We start from the raw sequence: 14,650 nt of genomic DNA, 5'->3' as shown, positions 1-14,650 counted from the left end.
TTGTATAGTGAAATCTTTCACAAAGTATAAAGTTTTTTTTGAGTTGTTTTCAAAGCGCTTTCATTCGATCATATACTAGTGTTTTTACCATATTATATGTAATATTTAATTGAAATTTGTCTATTCTGCGAACGCAATACGATAGTCTGCAGCGTTGATAGCCCATCTTGCCTTGCAATGCCGGTTGGGCTTCGGGAATTTTGCTCATGAATGCCAAGCCATCACTTCGGTTCATCCGTCGCTCTTCTAGAGACTCACTCTGACGGTGAATATAAATATAAATTTCTGCCAAGTGGAAACGGCTTTGCCGTCCTTTTAAAGGACGGTACCGTTTCAGCGAGAAATAGAAGGATAATTTATCGTGTGCAACCTATAAATTCTTATATTTTTATAAAAAAAGAGACAGCATCTCTGCTGTCCCCCCCTTATTCATCTCTTCCCCTAAGTCTAGAAAGAGACGTCCCAGGCTACTCCACCTTAATGGTATCGAAAAATTTCTTCTGTACGGTTGCGGCTGCTGCATCAAGCTGGGCCTTGGAGTCCGTGCCTTCCTTGGCGAACAGCTCCTGAATGACATTGGACATGGTTGCATAGTAGTCCTGGGTATTGTACTGCGCCTCAGGTTTGCCGTCGAGTAGAGCCATAATATCTGTATTGTATTGATATACAATATCAGAGTATTTGTCATACACTGCTTTGGTCTTCTTGCCGAAGTCGGAATCGGCAGCATAGTAATCAAGAAGCGGCGGAATGAAGTATTTGCCGTCCGCCTTGCGCTGCTGCAGAATGGCATCGAGCGCTTCCAGACCTTTATCCGAGAAATAGTCGAAGGTAATATAACGGAAGGCCATCTCCTGCTCATCCTTGCTGGCATTAGGGTTGATGACCAGATAGTCGCCGCCGAGAACACCGGTATGCTTGCCGCCCTTCTCAGCCGCAGGCATTGGATAGGTCAGCACATCCTCCGGCTTGAACCCGCCCTGGTTAAGCGCCTGTTCAATGACTCCGTCAGATCCGGCCATTACCATCGCGGTACGGCCCTGCTGGAAGGCACCTACCGCATCGCCCCAGCCGAGCGCCCAATCCTGGGGAACCGCTTTGGCTTCCCATCTCAGCTTTTTATAGAAGTCCAGCGCTTTAACACCAGCTTCGGAATTGAAGGTGGCCACCACCTTTCCGCCCTCAATCTTCTGAATCTCCCCGCCTGCTTCGAACAGGAAGTTGGTCCAGTTCCAGCCGGCTTCGTTGCCTTTGCCCATCGGGGCAATCCCTGAGATACCTTTCTTGGGATCGGCCACTCCTTTGGCTGTGTTCAGCATGTCGTCCCAGGTCCAATCCATTGGAGGTACGGCTACACCTTTGTCATCCAGCATCTTCTTGTTGATCATTGTTGTAGTGACGTAACCCTTCTGGGTAACTCCATACACCTTGCCGTCAATGATGAACTGGTTCTGCAGCACAGGATTGATCTGATCCTTGAACTCATAATTGTTCCACAGATCGGTGATGTCAGCTACCCAGCCCTTCTCAATCAGGAATTTGGCTTCGGTGGCATACGTGTTGAAGAAGGTCGGCGCTTCATTCGCTGCCATCTTCACTCCGATCTCGCTTACATTATACTGCCAGTCGTCCTTGACGATCTCCACGTTCGGATAGACTTCCTGGAACCGCTTGATCTTGTCATCCTCCTGCGCTCTCACCTCGGTCAGGTCCGGCGTAGGATAGTGGATTTTGATTGTTACCTTTCTCTGGGTGATATCGTCAGCCGGTGCTGCAGACGGAGTGGCTGACTCTTCCGCCGCCTGGGTTGCTGCTGGTGCAGGTGTCGCTTCTCCCCCGTCAGCCGCCGGCTTGTTGCCGTTATTATTGCCGCCGCAAGCGGACAATAAGGTCCCCGTGACCAGGAGACAGGCGAATACGCTGGAAACTTTACGCATGGTAACTCCCCTTTTCCATATCATAATGAGCTTACAAATTCATCTTAAAAGAGAAACCGTTTACAAACGAGGTGTATTTATATTCCCTTCATGTGCAGGAGTACGATCTCTACCGGACCTCATCCTTCCTGCTCAGCCTTTGACCGCAGACAATGAAACTCCGCGCATAATGAACTTCTGGAAGACCAGGAATACCAGGATCGGCGGCAGAGAGACAATGAACAGAATTGCGAATTTGATGTTCGTATTCAGCGCTTTTACATTGATAACGTACTTATAGATAGCGGTAGCGAGCGTATACTTCTCCTCACTGTGCATGACCAGCGATGGCCAGAACCAGTCATTCCAGGCTGTGGAGAAGATGAAGATCGCCAGTGTTGCAAAAATCGGAATCGACAGCGGCACCGCGATGGTGAAGAAGCTTCTCGGCTCCGAGGCCCCGTCCATCCGCGCGGCTTCCAGAATCTCAGGATGAATCCCGTCGAAGAAATTCTTAAGCAGCAGGAAGAAGAACGTGTTCGCGCCTGCCGGCAGCCAGAAGGCCGCATATTGATTGAGCAGGCCCAGCTCCTTTAGATTAACAAAGTTCGGAATCATATAGCTCGTAGCCGGAATGAACAGCGTCATCAGGAAGAAGAAATAGAAGACCTTGCGGTACGGCACATTCATCCGTGAGATACTGAAGGACGCGAGTCCCAGTACAATCAAGGTAGCGACCATATTCCCTGCAAAAATATACAGGGTGTTCCGCAGAAACATAGCCAGATCGATATAATCCAGCGCATCCTTCAGATTACCGAAATGCCATTCCTGCGGAAAAAAATGCGGCGGAAAGGAATTGACCTCGATATTCGACTTTAGACCGTTGAACATCGTCATGAGGATGGGATACAGCATGCTGAATATCATCAGGACAATGAACAGCACCATAATTCCGTAGACCACCCTATTGCTGGTCTTTTTCAGGTCATGCTCCGAGAGAATACCTCTGTCTGCGCTCTTCATTCTAGTTGTCCTCCTTGTTAAGCTTGAACTGTAGAATGCCCAAACCGCCCAGAACAACAAACATCAGCATCCCCAGCGCAGTCGCCGTACCATAATCCAGTCTGGTAAAAGCATACTTCACAATAAGCAGCGCATACGTCAGCGTAGCATTGTTCGGCCCCCCGTCCAGCAAGGCCAGCTGTGACTGGTAGCCCTGAGAGGTGGCAATCACCTGAAGAATCAGCATCAGCAGAATCAGGTTGCGCAGCGAAGGCAGGGTGATGTGGCGGATACGGGCCCAGACTCCGGCTCCGTCAATCTCGGCGGCTTCATACCAGTCCCGGGGAATACTTAACACCGCAGCAAGATAGATCAGCATCCCCGAGCCGAACTGCTGCCAGGTCTCCATGAAGACCAGCGAGATCATCGACCACCGGGTATCGGTCAGGAAGGCGATCTGCTCCGCTCCGGTGCTGCCAATTACGGCATTTATCGGTCCAACCGGATCATACAGCCAGCGCCACAGCCCGTATAGGACTACAGCAGGCATGACATATGGCAAATACGCAGCAACGCGCACGAATCCGCCGAATTTCCGCAGCTCGGAGATGGCAATGGCAAAGGCAATCGGAACCCAGAAGCCGATCACCAGGCAGAGCAGCATATAGTACAAGGTGTTTTTGACAGCAATCAGTACATCGGGGTCAGTAAGGGCCCTGGCATAATTGTCCAGGCCGACGAAGGTATTCCCTTTGACGAAATCAACGGTGTAGAAGCTGTACAGGAACCCTTTGAAGATAGGCACCCACATAAACATAATGAAGATAATCAATGCGGGGACAAGAAACATCACGCCCCAATAATTCTTTTTCCAGCGGTTCTGCTTGTACGGCTTGCTCTCCAGCTCCGCTGGAAGGTGATCATGTAACGCAGCAGACTGATTCATTCCGGCTCCCTCATTCCTGTCGTCTTTCAGCACTTTATGGGAAAGCGCCTCCTGTCTTCATTGTAGGAAATGAGGGAGAGACTTAACATGTCTATATCTATGGCAATCGTAAGCGTTCTTACTTCTTCAGTTCGCTGGGGCTGAGTCCAAAGTATTTTTTGAAAATTTTGCTGAAATGCTCCGGCGACTCGTATCCTACCCGCTCCGCAATCTCATACCGCCGCAGATCGGTGTTCAGAATCATCTCCCGGCTGTCCTCCATCCGCAGCTTAATGACATATTCCCAGAGGTTATAGCCTGTATTCTTCTTGAACAGATAGCTCAGGTAATTAGGGCTGACATGATTCTTCTTCGCTACTTCATGGATCGTCAGACCCTTCTGGGCGTAATTCCCGTCAATGTATTCCTTCGCCTTCTGAACGATCAGATTGCTATGCGTATGCAGCTCCTCAGGTGACGGATCAGCAGCATAGTTGTTCCAGTTGAAATCCCCATAATAGAACACATAATGATCGGCATGCTCGTTGTTCCAGAGGATCGCCTTCGAGGCCTGCCGGTTCAGCACATCCATGAAGCTCAGCCCCTTCAGAATCTGGCTAATGCCGATGACAGCCCGGAGCTGCAAATAGCGGTTAATATTGTAATGGAGGCTGCGGCCCAGCACCTCCAGGCGGCTCAGCTGGCCGGTGGATGGCTCCTCGTAGCTCTGCTCATCCCACTGAATCAACACGGTAATCTCCCCGTCCGGCGAATAGAACGCGGTAGAATTCCATTCCTGGTCGAGCAGCTCCTTGGCAATATTCAAGGCAGCGTAACGCAGCAGGCTATGATCGTGGGTAGTGTACCTCTGCTCAGGCCGGTCTTGCGGCAGGGGAAGCTTGATTTTGATCACCGCAAAAAACGGCCCCTGCAGACTCAGCTCATCCAGCTTGCGCCGCTTCTCCTCTGCCCCCAGCACCGCCGCAGTCTCCGTAAGCAGGCTGTTCAGCAGCTCGCTGTACTCGGGAAGCGGCTCCTCCAGGCGGAAACGGTCTGCATTCCCATCCATATATGTGGCCAGCTCCGGCGACGGTCTATTCATCTTCAGGACGACACTGCGCACCGAATCCAGGAACTGCTCACTGTTCAGCGGCTTGATCAGATAGTCTCTCGCCCCCAGCCGGACGGCCATCTGGGCGTACTGAAAGGTCTCATGCGCAGAGATGACGATCGTCTGCATCCAGGGCCTGGTCATTTTGGCATGCTGCATCAGTTCGATCCCGCTCATAGCCCCCATCTGGATATCCGTCACAAGCAGATCGATCTCCTCCATGCGGATACAATCCAGTGCCTCATACCCGCTGCCAGCCGTATAGATATGGTCAATATCCAGCCCGGAAGCAGCCAGCAGACTGCTCAGTCCTTTGCAAATGAGCGGCTCATCATCAACAACAAGTATATTGAACACCGTATTCTCTCCTCTACTCTATAGTCTCTGACTTCGGAAGGATCACACTTACTATCGTGCCTCCGCACTCGCGCGGTCTGTAGCTGATCCCGTAATCCCCGCCGAAGTGCAGTTGCACACGCTGATGGATATTCCGGATACCGTAGCCGTTCACCGGGTTCGGGCTGTCGTCATTGAGAATCTGCTCGATAGCCTTATAATCGACCTGCTTATAGCCGTTATCCTCAATGGTAATCCGAATCCGGCCATCCTCCAGCACAGAGGTAATAATGATTTCGCCGTCCTCCTCCATATGCTTAACCCCGTGGATAATCGCATTCTCGATCAGGGGCTGCAGCGTGATCTTGGGGATCAGATTCCTGATCGTCCCGGGAGCAATATTCCAGATAACGGCGAACACATAATCATGCCGGTGCTGCTGGAGCTTGATGTAGGCACCGGCATGCTCAAGCTCCTCTTCGAGCGTGATCAGCTCCCGGCCCCGGCTTAAGCTGATCTTCATCAGCTTGGATAATTCCTTGATCATTTCCGCGGATTCCACGTTGCCTTCGAGCGAGCTTTTCCAATAAATACTCTCCAGGGTGTTGTACAGCAGATGCGGGTTGATCTGCTGATAGAGCAGCTGCAGCTGTGATTCCTTCTGCTTCAGCTCCATCTGGTATTTGTACATAATCAGGCTGTTGAGCCTGCGGGCCATATCATACGTGGCGTTAATCAGCACACTGACCTCATCGTTGCTTCCTCTGCGGGGAGTCTCGGGCACACGGTTGCCCGGCTCATACTTGCGCACAAAAAAAGCCAGCTTCTGCAAAGGGGTCATCAGCGAACGCCAGAAGTAGGTAATGATGATCAGTCCGAACAGCGCGTAGGCCACTGTTATGTATTGAATGACGCGTTTCATTTCGTTTTGCTGCTGGAGCAGGGATTTGACGGGTACCTTGTAGACCAGCTTTTGCTCAAAGGCATGATTGTTGTTCACCACATAGATGAAGTCATCAGTGATAATATCCTCGGTTCCCTCCGGATCTCCCGCCTCCGAGCCGTCCGGCAGAACGATCACCTCTCCGGTTGAATTCGTGGTGGAGGCCAATACACGGTTGCTCATATCCGTCAGATAGATTTCCCCGTCCGGCAGTGAGATGGACCTTAGCGATTCACCGATCTTCGATTCCATCTTGGTCACCACCAGCACGCCGAGCGTTCCTTCCCCCCGGTAGATATTATTGACAGCCCTGACATAAGTGAGCGTCTTCAGATCTTCGGCCTGCGGACTCAGCTTCTCGGTGAACATCAGGGTACCGCGGCCTTTCTGCTGCACCACCTGTTCGAACCAGTACGGCTGTTCCTCTTTGGAGAAAAAATAAACCCCCGCCTTCTTCACCTGCGGAAAATTGGGAGCGAAAAAGTAGTAGTTATCTGGATCATATACGTACAGCGAGTAGTAAATGCCGTCCCCCCGCTCCGCTCCCTGCGAATAGCTGCCGAGCAGCTTCTCGATGGTCTCATAACGTTCCACCCGCTCCAGCACCGTATCATTCCCGCTCATGTTGAGCTGCTGCAGGACCGGATTCTGGATGACGGTGGTCGTTATTTTATTCACCGTATCGATGTCTCTGTTAATGATGGCGAAATTCTGCTTGTTCAGCTCCACATAGGCATTGGTCACATGGCGCTTCAGAATCTCCTCTGCCTTGTAGTTGCCGTAGCTGTTCAGAATCAGAATAGGCGTAATCATGATCAGGAACAGCAGAATCAACTGCTGCTTAACACTGAGCCTGACAATGGGTTTCACAAGCATGGACAACATCTGGATTCACCTCCAGTTTCAATAATACAAGTGGAAACGGCTTTGCCGTCCTTTTAAAGGACGGTACCGTTTCAGCGAGAAATAGAAGGATAAGTTATCGTGTGCAACCTATAATTTCTTATATTTTAACAAACGTATAAGCGCTTACACAGGTTTATTTCAAAGTTCTTTATGTCCATTTATATGGAGTTTCTCACCCAAGTAAAAACCAGCCCTCACACGAACATCCCGCGTTGGACTGGTTTTATAGTGCTTCATCCTGAGCACATTGAGCCGGACGGCTTATGCTAGCTGTAATTCTTCCTCTACTGTTCTCAAAAAAGCAAGCACAGCAGCAATCATCTGCTCCAGCCCCGGTTGTTCAATCGGAAAATGACCTGCACCCTCTAGAATCACAGATTCTTTTCTGCTTTTAAGATGGTCATAAAATGGTCTGCTGAAGCGGTAAGGAGTCATAGGGTCTAATTGAGGATGAACCCGAACCCTTGTTCATGAATATGTAGTTCCTTTCCACGCTTCCTCGCTTAGGGAACAGGAATTTCTTTTTCCATTATAAAATCATCCATAACAAATCCATTGCCGATATCCGCCATTTGTCCCCGTAGGGTCCGGAAGCCTTTTTTCTTATATACTGCAATACTGGTTTCGTTATCACGATTGACTGTCAGCCAGATATGAGTCAGATTACGGTCCTGACACAGCTTCTCCAGGAAGGCCAACGCTTGGCTGGCATAGCTGCGCCCCCTGTACTCCTTGCCGATATAAAACTTGCTCAAAAAGAGCTTCCCTTCCTCTTCTCTGGCCGACATATATCCGGCTGTGGAGCCTTCGCCGTTATGGATCAAGTAATATTCGTAGCCCTGATGATGGATCTGATCCGTTATCGCGGGAACCGATTGGAACTTTTCAATCATGTAATCAATCTGCGCGACGGTAATAATGGAGACATAATGTTCGTGCCATATTTCTGCTGCCAACCGGGCAACCTCAGCAATTTCTTCCGCTGTATTCACTTGTGAAAATCTAAGCTCCATAATATGTACCTGCCTTTCCTGAGCCTCTCGTATCACCCTATCCTTGGACACGGACATTGAAGCAGAAGTTCACGCTCTGGTATAGCCATTCAATTGCAGCCACGAGGCACAGGCATCCGTCCAAGTCCGGGTGTGCGGCTCTTCAGGGGCTAAGCCCAGACCGTGTACACCGTGCGCATAGATATGCAGATCGAATGGAACCTTATGACGGCTAAGACCTGCAGCGAACAGCAGGCTGTTCTCCACCGGGACATAATCATCGTCCGAGGTATGCCAGAGGAACGTTGGCGGCGTGTCCGGGGTTACCTGGAACTCGCTGCTGAGCTTAAGCGACAGCTCCGCATCAGGAATGTCTCCCAGCAGATTCTCCTTCGAGCCTTGATGTGTGACCCCTTCGGTCATCGAGATGACCGGGTAGCATAGAATCAGGCGGTCAGGACGGCTGGACAGCCGCTCCAATGGCTCCGGGTGATCAGAATTACCGAGATCATAAGATACCCCTGCGGTAGAAGCGAGATGTCCGCCTGCCGAGAAGCCCAGAATGCCGAGCCGAGCCGGGTCAATGCCGAATTCGTCCGCGCGGAAGCGGATCGTACGCAGCGCCCGCTGCGCATCCTGAAGCGCACTCGGGTATTGATAGGGCGCTACACGATAGCGCAATACGAAGGCGGAGATGCCCAGTGTATTCAGCCACTGCGCAACCGGACCGCCTTCATGGTCGGCACGCATCGCATACCCGCCTCCCGGACAGACCAGCACAGCAGCATTCCCCTTGCCTTCTACTAAATACGGTATAATCGCAGGCTGATCCTCTTCGCTGGTTCCCAGCGCTCCAGGCGCCCCTTCAGGCCATAGCAACAACGTTTCCATCATCATCCCTCAAGCTTTCCTTCTATAATAGAATAGATAATAGAGGAAAAAAGTTCCTCAAGAGCCATTCTATCAAGCCCTTACAATTCATGCAATCCGGATATCACCAGATCCGCTGCCTTCAGCACTTCAGGCTTCCCGATGCCGACCACCTGCATTCCTGCCGCCTTGCCGGCGGCTACTCCGGCCTCGGCATCCTCGAATACCACACAGTCCTGCGGCTGCAGCCCCAGCTCCCGGCAGGCAGACTGGAACACCTCAGGGTCCGGCTTAGCCCGGGCTACCTTATTGCCGTCAATAACAACGTCGAACAGCCCCGCAATATTCAGCTTATCCAGTATGAATTCCGCATTCTTACTCGCAGAGCCAAGGGCAATACCCACGCCGCGTGCTCTGAGCGCATTCAGATAGGCTCTGACTCCGGGCAGCAGCTCTGATTCATCCAGACCTGAGATATATTCTACATAGAGGCGGTTCTTCTTCTCCGCCATCGCCAGCTTCTCCGCCTCACTGTATTCAAGGCCGCCAATCTCTAGAAGAATATCCAGGGATCTCATCCGGCTGACACCCTTGAGCCGCTCATTGTCCTGTTCGGTGAACGGGAAGCCCAGCTCCCCGGCGAGCGAGCGCCAGGCCAGATAGTGATACTTCGCCGTGTCTACAATCACGCCATCCAGATCGAAGATAGCGCCCTTCATATGCTCCAGCATCATTGTCATGCTCCTCTCTGATTGGACTCATACGCTAACTTCAGGATCGCACCGGGAGGGCACGGCACCGCCTCACCGCCGAACCCGGCGAAGCTAACCGCTTCGCTGTTGCCCGGCGCTGCCGTAACCGTGATCTCTTCGCGGCCGATCCGCAGCCGGAAGCTGCCTCCGCGCAGGATTACCGGCAGCTCAATGGAACTCCAGGTCTCCGGCAGAGACGGCTTAAGGGTGACGGTCTGGCCATCAAATCGCACACCCGCGAAGCCAAGAACCGCAGCCATCCACGCGCCCCCGTTCGCCGCCGGATGCGTCCCGCCAATATAGAGGTCACCGACATACTGCTTCGATTCACCGGTTAGATCTACGGTGGCAGTGCGCATGAAATACGGATATCCCCAATCCGGCAAGCCGATATGCGCTGCAGCCAGCGCATAGATACACGCGCTGAGGCTGGAGCCATGCTCGGTTCGCGGCTCATAGAATTTCCAGTTGGCCTGCTTCACTTCCCTGCTGAATCTGTCCGGGAACAGATGAAGCATGAGCACCACATCGGCCTGCTTCAGGATTCTTGTGGTTGCAGCCAGCCCGTTGCCTCCGCCCCAGTACTCATTCGGGTGAATGACCCGTGCCTTCAGCTCAGCCAGAGACACATCCTCCAGTTGCAGATAACGGTCGAATTGTTCAATCACCAGCGTATCCGGGTCCGGCTGCGCAACATAGAGCTGTGCCAGCATTGCTGTGAATTCATCCAGGAACGGCCCGTCTGCATACGATTCAGCAAGACCGTTATACACAGCCGGATATTTGTCCTGCAACCTTTCTGCTGTCTGCAAGGCAATCTTCAGTGTCTCCTGAACCATGGCGCTCGTAAATGCGTTATTATTCACCCGCTCATGATATTCATCCGGTCCGGTAACATCCAGCAGCTCATACCGCTGCTTCACGGGATTATAATAAGCATAGGAATAGAAGAAACGCGCACATTCCCAGATCACCTCCGCCCCGCCGTCCGCCAGGATGCTGTCATCTCCCGTGAAGGTCACGTATTGCCAGAGTCCGTGCACGACATCTGCACTGATATGAATCTGCTTATCACGGAAATAGGTCCGCATGGGGCGCCCGGTAAATACATCGTTCACATTGAACAGAGTGCAGGCATCATCCCCGGAGTCCTGACTCTCCCATGCGTAGAAGGCGCCTAAATATCCGTATTCCTCCGCCTTCCGCCGTGCTCCGTCCAGCGTGTGGATGCGGTACATCATCAGATTGCGGGCAATCCCAGGATCACTGTGCAGGAAAAAGGGCAGCATGAACATCTCCGTATCCCAGAATACGGCCCCCTTATAGACCTGCCCGGACAAGCCGCGCGCCGGAATCGAGACCTTCTCCGACTTCGTCGGTGCAATGATCAGCAGCTGATACATACTGTACCGCAGCGCGAATTGCGCCTCTTCATCGCCTTCAATGATACAATCGCTGCGTGACCATCGCTCCGCCCACTTGCGCTGGTGAGCCTCCAGCAGGCCGGGATACCCTGTAGCGGCGGCCTCCTGGACAGCCCGCACCGCCTGCTCATCAGGGCTGCCTTCCGCAGGAGTGCCTTCTATATCCAGGCCCGTGTACACGGCTGCATATTTGCACCATGCATAAGACTCACCAGCCTTGGCTTCTACAGAAATATGGCGCAGCGCGGTTCCCCTATCCAGCTCGATAACAGCATCTACCCGCTTCTCCTGTTCTGCCAAGCCGAACACTGTAAGCTCCGCCACCGCCAACGGCAGCCCCAGCTCCCCGGTAACTGCTGTTGACAGCAGCGCGCCGCCAGCAGAGCGGCTCTGCTGCTCCAGCAGATGGGGGCCGTTGATATCCCACACCGCGCCATCAATTCCTGTCGTAATCTCTATCCGGCAGTCGGCGGTGCAGTGAAGGGTCCATCTGGCGGCCAGCAGATGGAGCTGATCCATGCTGGGGAACCGCTCTGCGGTCAGGGTCAGCTTCCCGCCTCCCGGGATGCTGAACATTGTCTCCCGCCGGTGGATAGCTGAGCGGAGATCCAGGCTCTGAGTATGAGCCAATGGTTCGGTATCCAACACATTTAGCTTGCAGCCGTTGGCGCTGACTACCGTATACAGCCCGTTCGGTGCGTTCACCGGCTCACGCCATTTGTCGCCCGCCCGGTCATACACTCCGGCCAATGTAACCGCCGCAAGCTGCTCCTTCCCGAACTCCTCAAGGACTCCCCGGAAGCCCATATAGCCATTGCCGGTCATAAATTTGTTGCCGTTCGCCGTAATCCGCCCAGGCTCGAAGCTGCGCTCACTTACCGTCCAGTCCATTACACAGTCATCCCTTCAGCGAGAGGAAGCTCGATTCCTGCTTCATCTACGGTCACCCGCTGATCATAGATCAGCACCTCTGTGCTTCCGCCATTGACTGCTCTGAAGGAAACCGACTCTGCATTTACCGTAATACCCAGCAGTACGCCCCTGCACATCACCTGGAAGCTGTAAGCGGTCCACCGCTGCGGCAGCACCGGCCGGAAGGACAGGCAATCTCCATCCGAGCGCATCCCCCCGAAGCCGTAGACGATGTTCATCCACGCTGCGGCGATCGATGTGGTGTGCAGCCCTTCCCGGGTATTGCGGTTATAGTTGTCCAGATCCAGGCGCGTGGCGAACTCGAAGAACCGGTACGCTTCCTCCGATTTGCCCAGCTCACTGGCCAGAATCGAGTGAATCGACGGCGAGAGCGAGGACTCATGAATACACCTCGGTTCATAATATTCATAATTCGCCAGCTTGGTCTCGCGGGAGAACTGCCCGTTGTACAGGAACATGAACATCAGCACATCCGGCTGCTTGATCATATCGTAACGGTACAGGCGGTCATACGACCAATTCGAGTACAGCGGGAATTCTGCAACCGGAATCGAATGAATGTCGATATGCGGCATATCAAAAAATCCGTCATGCTCCTCGTAGATGCCGCTGCCGGGATCGAACGGAATTTTCATATGGACACGCTTGTGGTTCCAGTCAGCCAATTCCTCCTCGCGGAGTGCAGTAACCGCTATAACCGCCGCATATTCTTCAGGCGCCTCCGCCTTCATGAGGGCTACTGTTTCGAGCGTATATTCGAATAACTTCTGAGCCAACAGATTGATGTAGCAGTTATTGTTAACCATCAGCTGGAATTCATCCGGCCCCATCACGCCGAAATATCCGTATTCCCCGGTGCGTTGACCCCACTGGCCGCGGGATGCGTAGAAACGGCTGATCTGAATCAGCATTTCGGCGCCTTTGCTGTAGAGGAATTCCAGATCGCCGGTGTTCTTCACATAATGCCAGATGCCGTAGGCGACTGCTGTCCCGACATGAAGCTGCAGATTAGAATGCTGCCACAGGTCACAGCTCTCTGTCCCGTCAATCGTGGCAATCGGATAGAATGCGCCCGCGCAATCCACATCCTTCCCGCGCTGGAGCGCCTGAGGCAGCGTCTTGTAGCGGAATTCCAGCAGACTGCGGGCCGCCTTCGGGTTATTGAACAGATAGAACGGCAGACAGTAGGACTCGGTATCCCAGAAGGCAAGCCCCCGGTAAGCTTCGCCGGTTAACCCTTTGGCACCGATGTTATACCCGGGATGGTCCCCGTGATATGTCTGATACAGCTGAAAAATACAAAAACGGATGCCCTGCTGATTCTCCGGGTCGCCCTCAATCCGGATATCGCTGGTTGCCCAGATGCTGCTCCAATAGGAGGCTTGGTCAGCAACCACCTCTTCCTCCACCAGCCGGTCCGCCGCTGCTGCAAGCTCCATGCCTTTTGTCCAGAGACGGTCTGTAGCTGGGGCAGCATCCGTGCCTGTCACATTGACCACAAGCTTCGTGAAGGATGCAGGCTCCCCTTCAGCCAGCATAAGTGAGAATTGCCGCCCGATATACCGGTCATCTTCCACAAGCTCCGTATGCAGCGCCTGTGAAGACTTCAGGACAAAGCCCGAGAAAAGCTGATTTCCGGTTGTCAGCGTACGGGCCATAATGGCAGTTATTGCTCCTTCCCCGCCGCGCTGCTGCTCTTTCCACATACTCTGGCCGTGTTCCTCATGAACCATGCCGAAGTCAAGGCCAGTACAAATATCTACCTTACCCGTGAAATTAAGCGCGGTGAAGCTAATCTGCTGCAGTCCCAGATGGGACAGAGTCATGCTGACCAAGCGTGTGAAGCAGAGCTTCAGCTTTTTCCCGTCCGCCAGCAGCCAGATGAACTCCCGTGTATAGGTTCCCGTCCGGAAGTCCAATCTGCGGGTATACGTCCCTATGCGGGAGTGCGCCAGATCCAGGGTTTCACCGTCCACCGAGATCCGGGTATGCAGCCAGTCCACGCTATTCACCATGTAGCGCAGCGACCGGATAATGCCTTTATAATGATTGCCAACCTCCATTTGCTCATTCAACCCGTTGAAATAGCTCCCCGGCAAGGAATCGCCGCTGTAGCCCTCGTCCGCATACCCCCGTACCCCCATATACTCATTGCCCAGTGAAAAAATAGATTCCGAAGTCCGGTTGCGTTCCGGATCAAAGCCTTCCTCAATAATTGCCCAGGGATCGACCTTCAGATAGGGATCTGCTACTTTTGCCATAATTGAAACTCTCCTTCGCTAAGTGAGGCTTTGTCCGCTCCTCCGCTCACACAGCGGAAACAACAGACACTTTAGTTCCAGAGTATCGCTAAGCCCGCCCGTGACCAAGGTCCGCCTGTAAGCGAGTTATGTGCATTTGTACGGATCATATGGAATACGGACGACAAACGCAAAAAAGCCGCCCCCCTCTGCATCTATCCAGAACAGGTGACAACTGATATAATATCCTTTGAATCATGTAAAGAAGCCTATCATACGCCCAAAAACATAAGCTTT

Annotated in this window: 11 protein-coding genes; all 11 read right to left on the bottom strand. The window is 52.7% G+C overall.

The annotated features are described in order from the left end of the window. Window positions 1-467: 467 nt before the first annotated feature. Entirely contained in the window at window positions 468-1,937 is a 1,470-nt protein-coding gene (locus C173_RS29205) for an ABC transporter substrate-binding protein (RefSeq protein ID WP_036731872.1), read from the bottom strand. A 132-nt stretch (window positions 1,938-2,069) separates the two neighbouring features. Next, window positions 2,070-2,942 (bottom strand): carbohydrate ABC transporter permease, encoded by an 873-nt coding sequence (locus C173_RS29200; RefSeq protein WP_036731871.1) that lies wholly within the window; start codon window positions 2,940-2,942, stop codon window positions 2,070-2,072. Window position 2,943: 1 nt separating this feature from the next. After that, window positions 2,944-3,771, bottom strand: coding sequence for a carbohydrate ABC transporter permease (locus C173_RS29195; protein ID WP_155991687.1), 828 nt, complete (start codon window positions 3,769-3,771; stop codon window positions 2,944-2,946). A gap of 214 nt (window positions 3,772-3,985) precedes the next feature. Then, a complete protein-coding gene (locus C173_RS29190) occupies window positions 3,986-5,314 on the bottom strand; it encodes a response regulator (RefSeq protein ID WP_036731869.1) in 1,329 nt (442 codons plus the stop codon). 13 nt (window positions 5,315-5,327) lie between these two features. After that, window positions 5,328-7,121 (bottom strand): cache domain-containing sensor histidine kinase, encoded by a 1,794-nt coding sequence (locus C173_RS29185; protein WP_036731867.1) that lies wholly within the window; start codon window positions 7,119-7,121, stop codon window positions 5,328-5,330. Between the two features lie 282 nt (window positions 7,122-7,403). Next, a complete protein-coding gene (locus C173_RS35225) occupies window positions 7,404-7,577 on the bottom strand; it encodes an alpha/beta hydrolase (protein WP_209871228.1) in 174 nt (57 codons plus the stop codon). Window positions 7,578-7,645: 68 nt separating this feature from the next. Next, window positions 7,646-8,155 carry a GNAT family N-acetyltransferase gene (locus C173_RS29180; protein ID WP_036731865.1) on the bottom strand — a complete coding sequence of 170 codons (510 nt, stop codon included), beginning with the start codon at window positions 8,153-8,155 and terminating at the stop codon, window positions 7,646-7,648. Between the two features lie 69 nt (window positions 8,156-8,224). Beyond that, the gene (locus tag C173_RS29175) at window positions 8,225-9,025 is read right to left on the bottom strand and encodes an alpha/beta hydrolase (protein WP_036732148.1); all 801 of its coding nucleotides are present in this window, start codon (window positions 9,023-9,025) and stop codon (window positions 8,225-8,227) included. An 80-nt stretch (window positions 9,026-9,105) separates the two neighbouring features. Then, window positions 9,106-9,735, bottom strand: coding sequence for a beta-phosphoglucomutase (gene pgmB / locus C173_RS29170; RefSeq protein WP_051478626.1), 630 nt, complete (start codon window positions 9,733-9,735; stop codon window positions 9,106-9,108). A gap of 5 nt (window positions 9,736-9,740) precedes the next feature. Further along, window positions 9,741-12,071: a glycosyl hydrolase family 65 protein gene (locus C173_RS29165; RefSeq protein ID WP_036731861.1), complete on the bottom strand. Its 2,331-nt coding sequence runs from the start codon at window positions 12,069-12,071 to the stop codon at window positions 9,741-9,743. Then, window positions 12,071-14,374, bottom strand: a complete 2,304-nt coding sequence (locus C173_RS29160; RefSeq protein ID WP_036731860.1) for a glycoside hydrolase family 65 protein — start codon at window positions 14,372-14,374, stop codon at window positions 12,071-12,073. The genes C173_RS29165 and C173_RS29160 overlap by 1 nt, the downstream gene beginning before the upstream one ends. Between the last annotated feature and the right edge of the window lie 276 nt (window positions 14,375-14,650).

Source organism: Paenibacillus sp. FSL R7-277 (assembly GCF_000517965.1).
GTDB lineage: Bacteria > Bacillota > Bacilli > Paenibacillales > Paenibacillaceae > Paenibacillus_AQ > Paenibacillus_AQ silagei.
Note: the sequence above shows the minus strand (reverse complement) of the source record. Positions and strands in the feature narration are given on the sequence as shown.

Excerpts from the sequence above, each read along its gene's own strand:
- pgmB (WP_051478626.1), bottom strand. The coding sequence starts at position 9,735 with ATGCTGGAGCATATGAAGGGCGCTATCTTCGATCTGGATGGCGTGATT.
- C173_RS29205 (WP_036731872.1), bottom strand. The coding sequence starts at position 1,937 with ATGCGTAAAGTTTCCAGCGTATTCGCCTGTCTCCTGGTCACGGGGACC.
- C173_RS29200 (WP_036731871.1), bottom strand. The coding sequence starts at position 2,942 with ATGAAGAGCGCAGACAGAGGTATTCTCTCGGAGCATGACCTGAAAAAG.
- C173_RS29175 (WP_036732148.1), bottom strand. The coding sequence starts at position 9,025 with ATGGAAACGTTGTTGCTATGGCCTGAAGGGGCGCCTGGAGCGCTGGGA.
- C173_RS29165 (WP_036731861.1), bottom strand. The coding sequence starts at position 12,071 with ATGGACTGGACGGTAAGTGAGCGCAGCTTCGAGCCTGGGCGGATTACG.
- C173_RS29185 (WP_036731867.1), bottom strand. The coding sequence starts at position 7,121 with ATGTTGTCCATGCTTGTGAAACCCATTGTCAGGCTCAGTGTTAAGCAG.
- C173_RS29180 (WP_036731865.1), bottom strand. The coding sequence starts at position 8,155 with ATGGAGCTTAGATTTTCACAAGTGAATACAGCGGAAGAAATTGCTGAG.
- C173_RS29160 (WP_036731860.1), bottom strand. The coding sequence starts at position 14,374 with ATGGCAAAAGTAGCAGATCCCTATCTGAAGGTCGATCCCTGGGCAATT.
- C173_RS29195 (WP_155991687.1), bottom strand. The coding sequence starts at position 3,771 with ATGTTTCTTGTCCCCGCATTGATTATCTTCATTATGTTTATGTGGGTG.
- C173_RS35225 (WP_209871228.1), bottom strand. The coding sequence starts at position 7,577 with ATGACTCCTTACCGCTTCAGCAGACCATTTTATGACCATCTTAAAAGC.